Source organism: Stenotrophomonas sp. YJH_SMC_36 (genome assembly GCF_059369935.1).
This window is the reverse complement of the sequence record NZ_JCAFTD010000011.1, coordinates 31,941-49,199: the sequence shown is the minus strand read 5'-3', so window position 1 is coordinate 49,199 and position 17,259 is coordinate 31,941. Positions and strand designations below refer to the sequence as shown.

The window sequence follows — 17,259 nt, the reverse complement described above, 5'->3', positions numbered from 1 at the left end:
GCGATAGCTTGCCCGATCGGATCGCCATTGCCATCGGTGAGGATCACCGTGGCGCCGGCTTCAGCCGTACCGCTGATGACGCTGCCATTGCTCGGATCGATCACCGGGGCCGGCGGCGCCACCGCATCCACCGTGGTGGTGACCGGGCCGCTGTTGTTGCCGGCCGCATCCTGCGCGATGGCATTGATCACGGTGCCGTCGGGCAGCGGCGTAGCCGGGGTGAAGCTCCAGTTGCCACTGCCATCGGCGATGGCTTCGCCGATGGGATCACCGTTGCCGTCGGTCAGGATCACCTTCACGCCGGGCTCGACGGTGCCGGTGATCACCGTGCCGTTGCTGGCATCGAGCGTCGGCGCCGAGGGCGCGACCGCATCGACGGTCGTGCTGACCGGGCTGCTGTTGTTGCCGGCCGCGTCGCGCGCCAGTGCATTGATGACGGTGCCATCGGGCAGAGGCGTGCCGGGCGTGAACGACCAGTTGCCACTGCCATCGGCGATGGTCTGCCCAATCGGAATACCGTTGCCGTCAGTGAGGATCACTGTCGCACCGGCTTCGGCGGTGCCGCTGATGACGCTGCCATTGCTCGCGTCGATCGTCGGTGCCGGCGGCGCGACCGAATCGACCGTGGTACTGGCCGGGCCGCTGCCGTTGCCCGCCGCATCCTGTGCCACCGCAGTGATCACCGTGCCATTCGGCAACGGTGTAGCCGGCGTGTAGCTCCAGTTGCCGGCGCCATCGGCGGTGGTCTGGCCGATCGGGTTGCCGCTGCCATCGGTCAGGATCACTGTGGCACCGGCTTCGGCTGTACCGCTCACCACACTGCCGTTGCTCGGGTCGAGCACCGGCGCCGGCGGCGCCACCGTATCCACGGTGGTCGTGGCCGGGCCACTCGCGTTGCCTGCCGCATCCTGGGCCACCGCCGTGATCACGGTGCCATCGGGCAGCGGCGTGGCGGGCGTGAACGACCAGTTGCCACTGCCATCGGCGGTGGTCTGCCCGATCGGATCGCCATTGCCATCGGTCAGGACCACCGTCGCGCCGGCTTCGGCGGTACCGCTGATCACCGCACCGTTGCTGGCGTTGATCACCGGTGCCGGCGGCGCCACCGCATCGACGGTGGTACTGGCGGGGCCGCTGCTGTTGCCGGCCGGGTCCGTCGCGATGGCGTTGACCACCGTGCCATCGGGCAATGGCGTGGCCGGAGTGAAGCTCCAGTTGCCACTGCCATCGGCCGTGGTCTGCCCGATCGGGTTGCCGCTGCCATCGGTGAGGATCACCGTGGCACCCGCTTCTGCCGTACCGCTTACCACACTGCCGTTGCTCGGGTCGATCACCGGCGCCGGCGGTGCCACCGCGTCCACCGTGGTGCTTGCCGGGCCACTGGTGTTGCCCGCCGCATCCTGGGCGACCGCGGTGATCACCGTGCCGTCCGGCAGCGCTGTGGCGGGGGTGAAGCTCCAGTTGCCGCTGCCATCGGCCGTGGTCTGCCCGATCGGGTTGCCGTTGCCATCGGTGAGAATCACTATCGCACCGGCTTCGGCGGTGCCGCTGATCACCACGCCGTTGCTGGCGTTGATCACCGGTGCCGGCGGTGCCAACGCATCCACGGTGATGCTGGCCGGGCCACTGCTGTTGCCGGCCGGGTCCGTCGCGATGGCGTTGACCACCGTGCCGTCGGGCAATGGCGTGGCCGGGGTGAAGCTCCAGTTACCGCTGCCATCGGCCGTGGTCTGCCCGATCGGAGTGCCGCTGCCGTCGGTCAGCACGATGACCGCATTGGCTTCCGCAGTGCCACTGATCTCGACCCCATTGCTGGGATCGATCACGGGCGCCGGCGGCGCAACGCCATCGATGGTGATCGCCGCCGGCGCACTGTCGACACCCGAAGGACTGCGCGCGATCACGTTGACCACGGTCCCATCGGGCAGCGGTACGCCCGGGGTGAACGACCAGTTGCCACTGCCGTCAGCCGTGACCTGGCCGATCGGGTTGCCGCTGCCATCGGTGATGATGACCGTATTGCCCGGATCTGCAGTACCGCTGATCACCGAACCGTTGCTGGGATCGATCAGCGGAATCGAGGGCAACGAGCTGTCGACGGTGGTGCTTGCCGGTGCGCTGGTGTTGCCTGCGGCATCGGTCGCGGTGACGTTGACCACCGTGCCATCGGGCAGCGGCGTGGCGGGGCTGAAGCTCCAGTTGCCACTGCCATCGACAGTGGCCTGCCCGATCGGATTGCCGTCGCCGTCGGTCAGCGTCACGGTGCTGTTCGGTTCGGCGGTACCGGTGAGGACGTTGCCATTGCTGGCATTGACGACCGGCGTTGGCGGCGCCACCGCATCGACCGTGGTGCTGCCCTGCGGGCCGGTGTTGCCGGCCGCATCCTGCGCGACCGCGTTGACCACCGTGCCGTCAGGCAGTGCCGTGGCCGGGGTGAAGCTCCAGTTGCCACTGCCGTCGGCGGTGGTCTGCCCGATCGGGTTGCCACTGCCATCGGTGAGGATCACCGTGGCGCCGGCCTCGGCGGTGCCGGTGATCGTCGTGCCATTGCTCGGGTCGACCACAGGGGCCGGCGGCGGCAGCGCATCGACGGTGATGGCCGCCTGCGGGCCGGTATTGCCGGTGGCATCGGTGGCGGTCGCCACGATCACCGTCCCGTCCGGCAGCGGCGTGCCGGGAGTGAAGCTCCAGTTGCCACTGCCGTCGGCGGTGACCTGGCCAATCGGATTGCCGCTGCCGTCGGTCAGGATGACCGTGCTGCCAGCTTCGGCAGTACCACTGACGGTGGTGCCGTTGCTGGGATCGATGACCGGCGCCGGCGGCGCACTGGCATCGACAGGGACGGTGGACGGCGGACTGGTATTGCCTGCCGCGTCCACCGCCACGGCCGTGACGACGGTGCCATCGGGCAGCGGGGTGGCCGGCGTGTAGCTCCAGTTGCCGCTGCCATCGACGGTGACCTCCGCGATCAGACCACCGTTGCCATCAGTGAGGATGATCGTGCTGTTGGGCTCGGCGGTACCGCTGACCGTGTTGCCGTTGCTGGGATTCAGCACCGGCGTCGCCGGTGGCAGCGCGTCCACGGTGATGCTGGTCGCGCCGCTGGTATTGCCAGAGGCATCGGTGGCGGTCGCGCTGACGCCGCTGCCATCGGGCAGCGGCGTAGCGAGCGGGAACGACCAGTTGCCGTTGCTGTCGACCGGGGCCTGACCGAAGGGATTACCGCTGCCATCGATCAACGTGACGACACTGCCCGGCTCGGCCGTGCCAGTGAGCGTGATGCCATTGCTCGGGTTGACCACGGGTGCGGCAGGTGCGACGGCATCGACCGTGATCGACGAAGGCGCACTGGTGTTGCCGGTGGCATCGGTGGCCGTGGCGTTGATCACGGTGCCATCAGGAAGCGGCGTCGCCGGAGTGAAGGTCCAGTCGCCAAAGCCATCGGCGGTGACCTGCGCAATGAGATTGCCATTGCCGTCGGTGAGCGTCACCGTGCTTCCCGGCTCGGCGGTGCCTACGATCAGGGTGCCATTGCTGACGTCGAGCACGGGCGCCGACGGCGCCTGCGAGTCGATGGTGACGCTGCTGCCGACGCTGGCGTTGCCGGAGCCATCCACTGCCACGGCGTTGACCACCGTCCCATTGGGCAGCGGCGTGGCGGGCGTGTAGCTCCAGTTGCCGCTTCCATCCACCGTTACGCTGGCAATCGGATCACCATTGCCATCGGTGAGGATCACCCTGCTGCCAGGCTCGGCGGTGCCAGTGACTGCGCTGCCGTTGCTCAGGTTCAGCACAGGCGCGGCCGGTGGCACCGCATCCACCGTGGTGCCGCCCTGCCCGCCGGTGTTGCCTGCCGCGTCGGTGGCGGTGGCATTGATCACGGTACCGTCCGGCAGTGGCGTGGCCGGGGTGAAGCTCCAGTTGCCGTTGCCGTCAGTGGTGGTCTGGCCTATCGCAGTGCCGCTGCCGTCAGTCAGCGTCACGGTACTGCCGGGCTCGGCCGTACCGCTGATACTCGTGCCGTTGCTGGGAAGGACGACCGGGGCGGCCGGAGCGACCGCGTCAACGATGATGCTGGCGCCGGGGCCGGTGTTGCCGGTGGCGTCCGTGGCACTGGCATTGACCACGGTGCCGTTCGGAAGCGGCGTGGCCGGGGTGAAGCTCCAGTCACCGTTGCCGTCGGCGGTGACCTGCCCGATCGGATTACCGTTGCCATCGGTCAAGGTGACCGTGCTGCCGGGCTCGGCGGTTCCGCTGAGCGTGGTGCCGTTGCTGGCCTCGAGTATGGGCGCGGCAGGCGGCTGCGAATCCACGGTGACCGTTGCCGGCGGGCTGCTGTTGCCTGAGGCATCCTGGGCAACCACCGTGACCACCGTGCCATCGGGCAGCGGCGTGCCGGGGGTATAGCTCCAGTTGCCGCTGCCATCGACGGCGACTTCCGCAATCGGATTGCCGTTGCCGTCGGTCAGCACCACCGTGCTTCCGGGCTCGGCGGTGCCCGTGAGCGTGCCGCCATTGCTGGGCTCCACGGTAGGCGTGGACGGCGCGACCGCATCGACCGTGATGCTTCCCTGGCCGCTGGTGTTGCCGGCCGGATCGGTTGCGGTGGCATTCACCACCGTGCCGTCCGGCAACGGCGTGCCCGGGGTGAAACTCCAGTGGCCATCGCCATCGGCGGTGACCTGGCCGATCGGGTTGCCATTGCCGTCGGTGAGGGTCACCGTGCTGCCGGCCTCGGCGGTACCGCTGATCGTCGTGCCGTTGCTTGGATCGATGACCGGTGCGGCAGGCGCAACGCCATCGATGGTGATCGACGTGGCGGGGCTGGTATTGCCGGCCGCATTCTGGGCCACGGCAGTGACCACGGTTCCATCAGCAAGCGCCGCAGGCGGCGTGAAGCTCCAGTTGCCGCTCGCATCCGCTACCGTCTGGCCGATCGGATTGCCATCGCCATCCGTAAGCAGGATGGTCAGGCCCGCGCCCGCCGTTCCGGAAATCACACTGCCATTGCTGGCATTCACCAGCGGCGCGTCGGGATAGTCGGGCGCCTGCACCGTGACCGGCGGACTGCTGTTGCCGGCCGGATCGGTCACTACCACGCTGATCGTCTCGCCTTGGGTCAGCGGTGGATCCAGTGGCACCGTGAACTGGCCGTCGCCGCCAATCACCACGGTGGCATCGGGCTGGCCATCGCCATCGGTATCCACGCCCACCGTTGCTCCCGGCTCACCGCTGCCGCTGATGCTGCTGCCGTCGTCAGCCACCACCACGTTGCTGGCCGCTGCAGGCGGTGTCGTATCGGGGGCCGTCGCCTGCCCCGGTCCGCTCACGTTGCCGGCGGCATCGACCAGCGTCACGCTGACGCTCTCGCCGTTGGTCAACGGCGGCGACAGGGTGACACTGAATCGCCCATCGGCGCCCACCGTTCCGGTCGCATCAGGCTGCCCGTCACCATTGGTATCGACGCGCACCGTGGCACCGACTTCACCGCTGCCGGTAAGCGTCCGGCCGTCTGCACTGAATGCCAGCCCGGTGGGTGCGGCCGGCGGCGTGGTATCGGGTACCGGGGGATTCTGCGGTGGATTCGGCGATCCGCCACCGCCACCGCCGCCGCTGTCGGCCAACGCCACCGCTGCGCCGACCGCGGCCAGCCCGCCCAGCACCATCGCGCCGCTGATGCCACTGCCTGCGCCCGCGCCCGCTGCAGTCAGCGACTCGAACCCAGCCAGCGTCTCCTGCGGCAGATAGCTGGCCGCCAACGGCCCATCGCTGGCCACCGCCGGCAGATCGACGGCCACGAGCTTCTTGTCATCCACCAGGAACAGATGGCTGGGCGATTGTCCTTCAGCATAGAAGTTGACGATGCGGACGTTCTCGCCGGTCTTCAGCTGCACCACGAGATCCTGGCCGTCCTTCACGTAGCCGGCGACCTGGTCTGGATCGATGTCCAGTGCGACGTTGCTGCTCTGCTGCAGCGTCACGACATCATTGAGGACGGTGGTGGCGGCGGTATCGGAGCTGATCGATTCGCTTGCCGGGACAACCTTGACGCGGATGGCCATGGGACATTCCTCTCTACAGGCGCACCGCCATGCGCACAACGACGTCACGCACAGCGATCACGCTGGCACGGCGGCACGGAATGGATATGTTTTCGCGCGAAGCCACCGCCAACGGGCAAAACGCCTGCTGCCGGATACGTGCTTCGGAATCTTCAGGCGACCGGATGCAGCGATGCGACGCGCCCGGTCGTGGTGCGATGCAGCGCTACAGCGTGGGCGCGAGATGCAGATGCATGAACGACAATCCTCTTGTCTGGAATCGCCGACGCGCGTTCAGCGACGCGGTCAGGGCCGTCGGACGTCGGCCATTGCTCCCCGTCCGCTGCGGGAGGGTATACACCGCGTCGAAGTGAACGTTCCATGCAGATCGCGTGCATGCGGCCTTCATCGCGCAGGTCGTTGAAAGCTCTGTGACGCAGTTGGCACGTCATTACGCTGGAACACCCGTTTTCACGGGAAAAAATGCGATCCAAATTGACGCTTCAGGCTCGTTTTGCGCAGCGCAAAACGAACGAAGGAACGGTCGGGAGTGCCCGCAGCAACGCGTGGCGACTCCCCCGTTCCCCTCATCATTACAACGATGACTGCGTTCAGTCCGCTGATCGGGCCTTGTCTGCTTCATCGTTCCACGCGGCCACGCGCGCGCGGGTGTCGGCCAGCATCTTGTCCAGCGCTGCACGATCATGCACGTGGCCGCGCAGGATCACGCTGTCGATCTTCCCGGTCGCGGCGATGTCCAGCAGCGGATTGGCGGTCAGCAGTACCAGGTCCGCCGCCTTGCCGTCGGCCACGCTCCCGTAGCGGTCCATCTGCCCGAACCAGGCCGGGCCAGACCGCGTGGCCGCTGACAGGGCCTGGGGCGGTGTCAGCCCTTCCTGCACGAACAGCTGCAGTTCCTGGTGCAGTCCGATCCCGGGATAGTTGAACGAATTGAGGAAGCCGGCGTCGGTGCCGGCAATGATCGTCACACCCGCTTCCTGAAGCATCGGCAGCACCGCGGCCACCTGCCGGTACTGCGCATGCCGCGCCTGGATCTGTGCCGGCGTGGCCTTGGCCGCGCGCTCCACGCGCCACTGGTAAGTGGCACGCAGGCCTGGGCCGATGTAGGCCAGATAGGGATCGTGGGCATGATCGTCCTGGTCGAGGAAGTCGAGAATGCGTCCGCCGTTGAGTGTGGGCGTCACGAACACGCCTCGACGGGCGAAATCACGATACGCGCGCATCGCGGTGTCACGGTCGAAACTGGCATCCAGCTGCCGGTTCGCTTCCGTACGATCGATACGCCCGGCGCCGAAATCGGCTGCAATCCGCGCCTCATCCCTGCTGCCCGCCTTGAACGCATAGTCCAGGTGTTCGATCGACGCCAGGCCAGCATCGACCGCCTGCTCCACGGTCAGCGCCATTGGGATATGGCCCGATGCCCTGAATCCTGCCTTGCGCGCGGCGGCAGCCGAGTACAGGAACAGTTCCGGCGTCAGCGTACTGTCCGTGATCTTGACGAAGTCAACCTTGTCGCGCTGCAGGCGCGTGATCGCCTGATCGGCATCGGCGCGGCTGCCGACTTCGATCGTCCCCTTCCAGACCGGCTTGATGCCTTCGATCTTGGCGCCGGAGCTGAGCAGGCGTGGACCGAACAAGGTGCCGGCGGCGATCTCGCCACGCCACTGCAGCACCTGCTGCGGCAGATCACCCGAACAGTCGCGCACGGTGGTGATGCCATGGGCGACGTACAGCGGCAGCAGTGCCTTGTTCTCTTCGATCAGCGCAGGGCCTCCACCGAAGTGCACATGCATGTCCCACAGTCCCGGAATCAGGTACTTCCCCTGCGCATCCAGCTGCCGGTCCGCGCGCCACTGGCCCTCCAGCCCTGCGTCAGGGCCGACCGCAACAATCGTCTCGCCGCGGATCACCACGCTCTGCCCCGGCAGGGTGCGGGCGTGCTCCACATCGACCACGGTGGCATTGCGGATCAGCAGATCGGCACGTTCGGCTGCAGCAGCGGACAGCGGTGCGCAGGCGAACAGCACAGCAAGGGACAACGGGCGGAAACAGAACATGGACAACATCCTGGTAGGCACGGCCAGCGTGCGGAATGGAAGGAGCAGATATCAGCGTGTCGCGCCATGCTGGCGCAGCAGGGTTTCGATCGCGGCGAATCCGCGCTGGCGCGCATGAGCCAGCGGCGTCACGCCCTCGCCGTCGGCCAGCTCAGGATCGGCGCCCGCTTCGAGCAGCAGCTGCACGATCTGCGTGTGGCGCGGCCCTCCGTCGCCGAGCAGGATCGCCTCCAGCAGCGCCGTCCACTGCAGTCGATTGACGTGGTCCACTGCCACGCCCGCACGCAGCAGCATGCGCACCGTGGTGACGTGGCCACGCTCGGCGGCGGGAATCAGGGCGGTGCCGCCATAACGATTGGTGCTGCTCAGGTCTGCACCATGGCTCAGGGTCAAGGCCAGGATTCCGTCCAGTCCGCGCGCACCGGCGTACAGGTAGGCGCTGTCCTGCAGCCTGTCCTTGGCGTTGACATCGGCTCCCGCCTCGATCAGCACGCGCGCCGCGTCCACGCGGTTGCCATGGGTCGCCAGCAGCAGCGCGGTGCGGCCCTGTGCGTCGCGCGCTTCCAAGGCCGCGCCATCGGCCAGTGCCTGGCGCACCGCTCCGGCATCGCCGCGGCTGGCGGCCTCCCGCAACCGCACGTCGGCTTGGCCGGACGGGTCTGCGGCACAGGCCGGAAATGCCACGGCCAGCAGGCACAGCAGAAGCGCGCGCCGTGAGGGCGCAGCCCAGCGCAGGCAGCGGTGTTGCAGGTACATGATGAACCCTCCGGAATCAGTCGGCCGGACGTTGCCGGTGCCTTGGCCGCATGGTAGAAGTCGCCACGGGTATCCAGAAATGAAATGTTCAAATGCAAGAAAGTTCAAAATCGAATAGGTCACTGTTCGAACTGGACCTGCTGCGGGCCCTGGTGATGGTGGCCGACTGCGGCAGCTTCACCACTGCGGCCACCCGCCTGCACTCGACCCAGTCCACGGTCAGCCAGAAGGTGCGTCGTCTGGAAGACCTGGCCGGTCATCGCCTGCTCGAGCGTGGCCATCGCGATGTGCAGCCCACCGACGCCGGCCACACGCTGCTGGGCTATGCCCGGCGCATGCTCGACCTGAACGAGGAAATGGCACAGGCGTTGGCGGGCGCCACGGTCGAAACAGCGGTCCGCATCGGTGTGCCCGAGGACTTCGTCAACGCGCAGACCACGCGCATGCTGGCCGCTTTCAGCCGCCGCCATCCGCAGGTGAAGCTGGAGATCAGCAGCGGCCTCAGCCGCGATCTGGCCCATGGCTTCGATCATGGTGAACTGGATCTGGTCCTGGTCAAGCAGCGCCGCAACAGCCGCCAGGCCGTGCATTGCCGGCGTGAACCCATGCACTGGATCGACAGCCTGCGCAGTGGCTGCCTGCTGCAGGAGCCCCTGCCGCTGGTGACCTTCCCGCCGCGCGGACTGTACCGCGACGAAATGATCCAGGCGGTCGAAGCACTCGGCCTGCGCTGGCGCATCGCCTTCACCAGTTCATCGCTCAGCGGCATCCAGGGCGCGGTTGCCGATGGCATCGGCATCAGCCTGCTGCCGCGCCGGGCAGTGGGCCGCGGACACCGCATCATCGACGGCGAACGGAACCTGCCGGTGATCGACAACTACGAGATCGGGCTGCTGCACCGTGGCGACGCCGATGATGCCGTGCGTGCGCTGGCCAGCGAGCTGTGGCAGCAGGTGCAGCGCGAGCCGGTATGAGCCCGTTCGATGAATATCGCCGGGTGCAGGGGCGCGGCGGGTGCGCCGTACACAGCGCTGAACGGGTACCATAGACACCTGTTTCCGCTGTGATGCCGCATGGGCCCGTCCGACCGCCACGATCGTATCCGCCGCTGGCAGGCCGCTTCACTGCTTGCCGCCGCGCCGATCGCCAGCCTGTCCGCCAGCGATGCCGTCGGCGCTCCGCCGCCGCAGGCACCGCCTGGCCAGCAGCGGATCGCCCCGGCGGCGCTGGTCGAACGGCTGCATCAGCGGGTGCTGTCCGGGCAGAGCGCCACAGCCACGCTGGAAAGCTGGTGTGCCGAACACGGCCTGGCCCAGCAGGCCCGCGTCCGCGCGGTGCGCATCCATGGCGATGACAAGCAGGCCCCGGCCGAGGTGCTGCAGGCACTGGGCGCCGACTCCAGCGCCGCGCTGCGCTACCGCCGCGTGCAGCTGGTGTGCGGGAACCGCGTGCTGTCCGAGGCCGACAACTGGTACCTGCCCGGCCATCTCAGTACGGCGATGAACCAGGTGCTGGACAGCACCGACGAGCCTTTCGGCCGCGTGGTCGGCCCGCTGGGCTTCCAGCGCGAGACCGAAGCCGACCAGACCTTCTGGCCCCCCCGTGGCGAGGGCGACCACGGCATCATCCTGGAAGTACGCGCCTTGCTGCGCGACCGCCAGCAGCAACCTTTCAGCTACGTCATCGAATCCTATCTGGTGCAGGCGTTACCGTAAGCGTGATTGCGGATGGCTGTGACGACTGTCCGCGCGTAGTGAAGGCACCAAGCGACGCCTCTCCGCTCGCCGCAGACGCGAGTCGAAGAGGCGCCCCACCTGCGCTGCTCAGTTGAAGCGGTAATCCATCTCCACCCAGAACTGGCGGCCATAGGGGTCGTAGTTGCCGACCGGATAGAACGGCCAGCCCCCCCCGTTGCGGTCCGCCGGCGGCCGGCTGTTGCGCAGGTTGTTGACGATGACACCCAGCGACAGGTTGTCGCCGAAGCTGCGGAACACGCTCGCGTTGTACGTCATGTACGGTCCGATACGGCCGCTGCCATCGCTCTTCGGCAGCGAGCCATAGCGGTTGCCGTACACCGTCGCGGTCCAGTCACCGCGGTTCCAGGTCACGCTGCCGTTGACCTTGCTGCGCCACTGCCAGTCGTCGAGGGAATTGCGGATGTCACGCACCTCGTCATCGGCGAACTGCCGGTACTCATGCTCAAGCACGACGGTGTAGGCCAGGCGCGTGGTGAAGCGCCCCGCCCGCCCGGCATCGAAACGCCAGTTCCCCTTCAGATCGATGCCGCGCACGGACTCGGATGCCGCGTTGATCGGATTGATCAGCACCCGGGTGACCTGGTCCGGCTGCACCGCCGCCGTGGAAGGATTACGGATCACGCGGGCCAGCGCGTCCTGGCACAGCGGCGAACCGATATCGCGCACTTCACCGCCCAGGGTACGGCCGAGGCGGCAATCGGCTTCGTCGCGCAGGATGCGGCTGCTGTCGAGATTGGTCACCTCGTTGTCGATGCGGATGTCGTAGTAGTCCGCACTGAAATCCAGGCTTGCCAGCGGCGACCAGACCAAACCAAAGCCGTACGACTTGGCGGTTTCCGGTTGCAGCTGCGGATTGGCGCGGTTGCTGAAGTCGATGGACAGGCCGTTGAAGTCGCAGTCGTCATACGGCTGACCGGCGGTACGGCACCGCCAGTAATCGGTCATGCCCGGGTTGTAGCCGCGGGTTTCAGTGGCGAACACGTAGTTCATGTCCGGCGCACGGAAACTGGTGGCGGCCGTGCCACGGATCAACAGGCTGTCCAGCGGGCGGAACTCCACGCCGAAGCTCCACGTCGCCTTGCCGATGTGTTCGCCTGCGGCCCGGTACTGATCGTAGCGGCCCGCCAGCGTGGTGGTCAGGCGCGGCAGCAACGGCAGCTGCAGTTCGGCGCCCACCGCATAGCGATCACGCTCTCCTCCTGCGCCAACGCCGGCACTGGTGTTCCAGAACTCTCCGGTTCCCAGCCGCGGGTCCGGTCGGTTGCGATACCCCTGGCTGCCGGCCTCGACCACGGCCGCCAGCGCCGCGTCTCCCCCGGGCAGTTCGAACAGGCGGCCGTTGACGCTGGCGCTGAAGGTCTGCAGCCACGCCGCATTGCGGCTCTCCTGGTAACCGGACAACTGCCCGTACTCGTCCGGCGTCAGCGGCTGATAAAGCCGTGCCGGATCCGGCGCGTAGACTTCCACCCCGTCGCGCACGCCCAGCGTGGGGCCGAGCAGGTATTCGTTGATTCCCGCCAGCAGCACCGGCCGCCGCGTCCGGTTCTCGTAGCGCGAGCGGCTGTAGACGGCCTCGTAGTCCCAGTCGCTGTCACCCAGCTGGCCGCGTACACCGACGTTGAACGACCACGACTTTTCCAGGAAGCGATTGGCGTTGCGCGGCAAGCCGCCCACTTCTTCCGGTGCGAACCGGCGATACCAGCTCTCCAGTTCACCACTGTTCTGGTTGTAGAAGTAATTGCGTGCGGACGTCCAGGTCGGGGCACGGGTATTGTTGTAGATGGTCGCGCTGCCCACGGCGAGGTCGGCGAACAGATCGGTCCGTTCGTCCAGGTGGAAGGTCAGCAGGCCATAGCCATCGAGGTTGCGCTTTTCAGTCTGCACGGTCCAGTAGCTGGCGGCGGCCTCGTTGCTGCCGCAGTAACTGCCCAGGCGCGGATTGGTGGCGCGGAACACGCTCCCGCCGTAGATCCCGGAAGCGGCATCGCAGCCGTCACTGCCCGGGTCGATGTTCCTGCCGGTGGCTGCATTGCGCCGATAGGCGATGGCCGTGGCCTGCGGGACCGTGCCACGCGGATCATCGTCCAGCGAGTCCATGAAATCGCGCTGGCGTGCGTGGATGGCCTTGCGGATTCCCAGCTCGAAGCCGAACACGCCTTCCCATCGCTCACCGGCACCACCTCCCACCACCTGCACGCGCTGGTTGTCTCCCCCGCCCTGCTCGGTACCGCCGGCACGAACGTTGATGTCCACGCCGTCGTAGCGCTCCTTGAGAATGATGTTGACCACGCCGGCGATGGCGTCGGAACCGTACACGGCCGAAGCGCCGCCGGCGAGCACTTCGATACGCTCGATGAGGGCGCTGGGAATGTTGGCCAGGTTCACCACGTTGACCGAGCCTTCGTAGGCCAGCGGGTAGTCGGACTGGCGACGACCGTTGACCAGCACCAGCGTGCGGTTCGGCCCCAACCCGCGCAGATTGATGGTGTTGGCGGCCGGGGTGAAGGTATTGCCGTAATCCTCGCCCTGCACGTTGCCGGTGTTCTCGGTCAGCGCACTCAGGGCGTCGAATGCATTGCGGTAGCCCTGTGCGTCGATCTGCTCCCGGCTGATCACGGTCACCGGCGACGGCCCTTCAACGCTGGCGCGCGGAATGCGCGAACCGGTGACCTTCACTTCCTGCAGCGATGTAGGTGCGCTTTCCTGCGCGAAGGCGGGCAACGAGGCCAGCATCAGGGACGACAGCGCGAGCACCAGCGGACGATGGCGCAGCGCCTGGGGAGAGGCGGACATGGGCTTCCTGGGGGAGTTGGACGATTGGACGGGACGCGGCGGCCTGTGCGCGCATAACGATCCCGTAACGAAAGTGTCCCGAACGGACAGTTTCAGCGGAAATGACCAGGCCTGATGGGCTTATGCCGGAAGCTGATAAGTGACGCCGCGCGCTGACAACGTGCGTTTTACAACATTCTTGATGGTTTGGCGCCGCATGTACGGGCATCGTCAAGCCATGACGACCTGTTCCTTCGGCCCTCCGATTCCGCCGCTCCGCCCCGTGCTGCGCCAACACCTTGTGCAGCTGCAGGCGGCCCCGATCACCCTGCGCCTGTTCAACCGCGCCGATCTGCCACGCTGGCGCGCCTTCGACGATCGAAGGAGCCGCGGCATCTTCCGACCGTCCGGCGTCGACGAGGAAGCGCGCTTCCTGGCAGGCGTCCACCGTTCGCGCCTGCAGCAGGACAACGACCAGCTGCTGCTGGGCGTGTTCGATGACCGGCACGGCATGCTGCATGATCAACTGCAGATCCAGCTGCACTCCGCCCACGCCCGTTGCGCCGAGCTGCGTTCAATGCAGCACAGCCACGAGCATCCCGCGCAGGCGTTGCAGGCGCTGTGCCCCTTCCTGTTCGACCAGGTCGGACTGCATCGCGTGTTCACCCTGCTTCCGGTGGCCAGCAGCACGCCTTTCGTCGATGCACTGCGCTCGGTGGGGTTCGAGCATGAAGGCCTGCTGCGCGATCACCATCTGGATATCGATGGCTGGCAGGACCGGCAACTGCTGGCCTTGACCGCGCCGCGCTGGCGACAACAGGTCCGCCCGGACTAGCGGACCCGCTCCAGCGCCGCATCCGCCCCGGTCAGTACCGAGCACGCATGGTCCTGCAGCTCCTCGCCGCTGGCCTCATTGCCGGTCGCGGGATCCAGGCGGGTCGCCAGCAGAATGAAGCCGGGGCCTCCCAGCACATTCTCGCGGCCTGCCACCACCAGGCTCCATTGGCCGACATCGGGCAGCCCGCTCAGGTCATAGGCGAGCAGGTTCAATGGATTCGCACGCAGTTCTGCTCCCGGCAGCATGCGCGCAACGTAACGATGGCCACGCAGCGGCACGGGCAACGCCGCCCACTGCATTCCGACCGCCGCGGCGTGCGTGTCCAGCGCCTGCAGCACATCGGCGCGCAGGCAGTCGATGTGGATGTGAAGCTGATGCTGGGAACGGCCGTGCGGCGAGTTCAGTGCAAGGCTTGCGACATTGCGCGGCAAGGGGCGGCCCAGTGCCTGTTCGGTATGCCCGCGGGCCTGCCAGGCGGCCGCGAAGTAGTTCGGCGCACCGCGCTGGTACAGGGCAGCGCTCTCGATGCCACTGACCTTGTCCAGTGGCATCAGCAGGAACTGGTAGTCGCCATGGACATCCTTGATGAGCACATCGCGGCGGGCCGCGGTCGCGTCCCGTTGCAGGCAGGCGCCACGCGGCACATCGGCACCGCGGCAATCGCGCTCGATCAGCCTCCACAGCGCATCCGACGGGACCGGAGCAGGCGCAGGCGCGCTGGCGCAGGCCGCCAGCAGCGAACAGGACAACAACAGGATCAGGCGGGTCACGGGTCTCACAATCGACGGCACGGCAAGGGCTGCGCCGGCCAGTGTACCCTGCCCCCTCAGCCGGGCACGGCCTCTCGCGTATCCGCCGTCTCCTCGACCTTGCCGGGCGTGTACTTGGTCGCGCCGAAGTACAGCACCCGCCATTGGCTCAGGTTGCCGATGAACCAGTGCGCCACCGAGTCATGACCGTACCCGTCGAAGAAGGTCTCCACGTCCGGCGGCAGCAGGGTCGTATTGTCCCAGGATTCCAGAGTGACCCGCTCGGCCATGGTCAGCGTTCTGCCGCGCTCCCGGCGCCGTCGCAGGCTGACGATCTTGTCCAGCAGCGTGTCGTTCTCCTTCTCCAGCCCCCGGCGCTGCTTGCGTACCGCAGAGAGCTCATCGTTGCGCGCCTTCAGCTCGTCTGACACCCGGTTCCATTCGGCGGTCTTCTCCGCATTGCCCTGGTCGGCCAGATGCAGGTTGTCGTTGTCCCAGGGCGATGGCAGCTGCGACTGCCGTCGGCGCAGCGTGCGCACCTGTTCGCGCAGGGCCTCTTCGCGTGCAGCAAGCCGCTGCATCGACGGCAACTGGTCACCACGTGCCACGCGCACGCGCAGCCAGCGATACAGCAGCTCCATATGCGACGCCTGCACGTCCTCCATGCGTCCACGCTTGACCCGCACCGCCTGCAGATAGGCGTTGAACACCGCCTGCAGTTCCGGATCCTGCTTGTCGAACTCAGCCTTGACGTGCTGTTCCAGGCGACTGATCGGGTTGAGCAGCACCCCCCTGGCCTGCGCCATGTCATACATCTCGTTCAGGGCAAAGCGCGCGATGCTGTTCCGGCGCCCCTGGTGCTGGGGATCGTAGCCACCGCCCACGTCCGAGTGCACACCCGGGAACCATATTTCCACCGTGTTGGCGGGGTATTGGGCATGCTCGCGGGTGGAATCCAGGGGGAACTGGCCGCGCAGCTCATGGGCGGCGGTCATGTGCACCGACTGCTCCACGATCTCCGGTATGGTCATGCCTTCAGCCCATCCGGTATGCCCATTGCGGTAGTTCACTGCCGCCGCCGTCAGGCTGGGCCACACCGAGCACACCGTATCGAACACGCCCATGAATCCGATCCGCAGCGGAATACGCTCGCGGTACAGCCAGGTGCCATCGGCCTGGCGTCGGCAGCGCGCGGCCAGATCGCGGGCGAACGCGCGTGCCGAAGCCGCTCCGCGCGAAAAGCCCAGTACCGACACGCTGACCACCAGGATGCGCATCGGCTCGGGCTGGCTGTCTATCAGCTCGTCCAGCGACTGCAGCGCGAAGTCGATGCGCTCGCGCCCGCCCTTGCCGATGGACAGCCCCAGCAGCCCCCCCTTATCACCGACCTCCGGGCACGGTGTTCCTACGCCGGACAGGTACTGCCGTTTTATGTTCCGTGTGTCGTCCCTGTGCGCGATGAACAAGCGGGCGATGTTCGACAATGCGCGCTCATTCTGGGCCTTGTTCAGCTCCTCATCGCGATTGTTGCCGGTGCCATCGAAGAATACGGCCAGGTGCAGGCTCTGCGTGCATCCCGTAGTGGCCGCTTCCTTGTCGGGCACGGTGCCACACATCGCCTCCTGGCGACGGCGGCGCTCGGCATCGCTCAGCGGACGTGTGCCGCGGGCCAGTCGCGCAGTGCGTGCCGTGCCCTCAGCCTGGGCGACCGGATCCGGGGTGCCCGGTTCAAGATCCACCTGCCCGGGAATCGCGGTCGGATCAATACTGGTCATGGTCCTTGTGCTCCTTCGGCACTGGCATGCGCCGTACGTCCCACTTGTTCACGCCCTTGGCCAGCAGCTCGGCCTCGACATGGCCGTCCGCATAGAAGTGCAGCAGCAAGGTGGCCGGGTTGGGTGGATAGGGCGTCTTCAGCGGTACCACGGCTTCACGCGGCACGCGGTGCCCTTCATCCAGATAGCGGTTGGTGGCCAGATCGTATCGGTTGGCCTCGATCCAGCGCACGCGCACGCTGTGCGGCCCCTTGCCTCGTGGCGCGCGGGGGCCCATGCCGGAACCACCGTTGGTGTACCCGTCCAGCCCTCCGAGATACTGCCCGTCGACACGCACGTCAGCGAGGTAGTTCGGACTGTAGTTGAAGGCGAACAACGACATGATCGGCGTCTTACCGCGTGCCATCGCCCGGCTGCAGCCGACGCCCATCAGCAGCAGTGCGATCACCGCCAGCGCGCTCCACCACAGGTACTTGTTGCCCATCATTCCGAT

At 67.1% G+C, this 17,259-nt stretch carries 10 protein-coding genes; 3 read left to right on the top strand and 7 right to left on the bottom strand.

What is annotated here, in order from left to right; genetic code table 11:
• The 3 genes from AC5P76_RS18290 to AC5P76_RS18280 form a co-directional block, all read right to left on the bottom strand.
• Nucleotides 1–6,062, bottom strand: a 6,062-nt coding sequence (locus AC5P76_RS18290) for an Ig-like domain-containing protein (RefSeq protein WP_495222804.1), incomplete at its 3' end; no start/stop codon positions are given.
• A 590-nt stretch (nucleotides 6,063–6,652) separates the two neighbouring features.
• Nucleotides 6,653–8,119 carry an amidohydrolase family protein gene (locus AC5P76_RS18285; RefSeq protein WP_253118589.1) on the bottom strand — a complete coding sequence of 489 codons (1,467 nt, stop codon included), beginning with the start codon at nucleotides 8,117–8,119 and terminating at the stop codon, nucleotides 6,653–6,655.
• 51 nt (nucleotides 8,120–8,170) lie between these two features.
• The gene (locus AC5P76_RS18280; protein ID WP_164151818.1) at nucleotides 8,171–8,875 is read right to left on the bottom strand and encodes an ankyrin repeat domain-containing protein; all 705 of its coding nucleotides are present in this window, start codon (nucleotides 8,873–8,875) and stop codon (nucleotides 8,171–8,173) included.
• Nucleotides 8,876–8,967: 92 nt separating this feature from the next.
• On the opposite strand from AC5P76_RS18280, the gene AC5P76_RS18275 reads away from it, so the two are divergent.
• Both AC5P76_RS18275 and AC5P76_RS18270 read left to right on the top strand, forming a co-directional pair.
• Nucleotides 8,968–9,849, top strand: a complete 882-nt coding sequence (locus AC5P76_RS18275) for a LysR substrate-binding domain-containing protein (protein WP_164151820.1) — start codon at nucleotides 8,968–8,970, stop codon at nucleotides 9,847–9,849.
• Nucleotides 9,850–9,948: 99 nt separating this feature from the next.
• Nucleotides 9,949–10,590 (top strand): hypothetical protein, encoded by a 642-nt coding sequence (locus AC5P76_RS18270; RefSeq protein WP_065175273.1) that lies wholly within the window; start codon nucleotides 9,949–9,951, stop codon nucleotides 10,588–10,590.
• Nucleotides 10,591–10,698: 108 nt separating this feature from the next.
• Here AC5P76_RS18270 and AC5P76_RS18265 read toward each other — a convergent pair whose 3' ends face one another.
• Complete coding sequence (locus AC5P76_RS18265; protein WP_253118590.1) at nucleotides 10,699–13,425, bottom strand: TonB-dependent receptor plug domain-containing protein; 2,727 nt, start codon at nucleotides 13,423–13,425, stop codon at nucleotides 10,699–10,701.
• Nucleotides 13,426–13,642: 217 nt separating this feature from the next.
• On the opposite strand from AC5P76_RS18265, the gene AC5P76_RS18260 reads away from it, so the two are divergent.
• On the top strand, nucleotides 13,643–14,239 hold the full coding sequence (locus tag AC5P76_RS18260; RefSeq protein ID WP_053518375.1) for a GNAT family N-acetyltransferase: 597 nt from the start codon (nucleotides 13,643–13,645) through the stop codon (nucleotides 14,237–14,239).
• Here AC5P76_RS18260 and AC5P76_RS18255 read toward each other — a convergent pair.
• Genes AC5P76_RS18255 through AC5P76_RS18245 form a run of 3 tightly spaced genes read right to left on the bottom strand, consistent with a single transcriptional unit; the run spans nucleotide 14,236 to nucleotide 17,253 of the window.
• Entirely contained in the window at nucleotides 14,236–15,012 is a 777-nt protein-coding gene (locus tag AC5P76_RS18255) for a CDP-diacylglycerol diphosphatase (RefSeq protein ID WP_253118591.1), read from the bottom strand. The two genes, AC5P76_RS18260 and AC5P76_RS18255, sit on opposite strands and share 4 nt — an antisense overlap.
• Nucleotides 15,013–15,068: 56 nt before the next feature.
• Nucleotides 15,069–16,766: a T6SS phospholipase effector Tle1-like catalytic domain-containing protein gene (locus tag AC5P76_RS18250; RefSeq protein ID WP_128989198.1), complete on the bottom strand. Its 1,698-nt coding sequence runs from the start codon at nucleotides 16,764–16,766 to the stop codon at nucleotides 15,069–15,071.
• The gene (locus tag AC5P76_RS18245; RefSeq protein ID WP_495222803.1) at nucleotides 16,753–17,253 is read right to left on the bottom strand and encodes a hypothetical protein; all 501 of its coding nucleotides are present in this window, start codon (nucleotides 17,251–17,253) and stop codon (nucleotides 16,753–16,755) included. The genes AC5P76_RS18250 and AC5P76_RS18245 overlap by 14 nt, the downstream gene beginning before the upstream one ends.
• Nucleotides 17,254–17,259 lie beyond the last annotated feature (6 nt).

What these genes read in the sequence shown, in the direction of transcription:
- AC5P76_RS18285 (WP_253118589.1), bottom strand. Translation starts at nt 8,119, where the DNA reads ATGTTCTGTTTCCGCCCGTTGTCCCTTGCTGTGCTGTTCGCCTGCGCA.
- AC5P76_RS18280 (WP_164151818.1), bottom strand. Translation starts at nt 8,875, where the DNA reads ATGTACCTGCAACACCGCTGCCTGCGCTGGGCTGCGCCCTCACGGCGC.
- AC5P76_RS18275 (WP_164151820.1), top strand. Translation starts at nt 8,968, where the DNA reads ATGCAAGAAAGTTCAAAATCGAATAGGTCACTGTTCGAACTGGACCTG.
- AC5P76_RS18270 (WP_065175273.1), top strand. Translation starts at nt 9,949, where the DNA reads ATGGGCCCGTCCGACCGCCACGATCGTATCCGCCGCTGGCAGGCCGCT.
- AC5P76_RS18265 (WP_253118590.1), bottom strand. Translation starts at nt 13,425, where the DNA reads ATGTCCGCCTCTCCCCAGGCGCTGCGCCATCGTCCGCTGGTGCTCGCG.
- AC5P76_RS18260 (WP_053518375.1), top strand. Translation starts at nt 13,643, where the DNA reads ATGACGACCTGTTCCTTCGGCCCTCCGATTCCGCCGCTCCGCCCCGTG.
- AC5P76_RS18250 (WP_128989198.1), bottom strand. Translation starts at nt 16,766, where the DNA reads ATGACCAGTATTGATCCGACCGCGATTCCCGGGCAGGTGGATCTTGAA.
- AC5P76_RS18245 (WP_495222803.1), bottom strand. Translation starts at nt 17,253, where the DNA reads ATGATGGGCAACAAGTACCTGTGGTGGAGCGCGCTGGCGGTGATCGCA.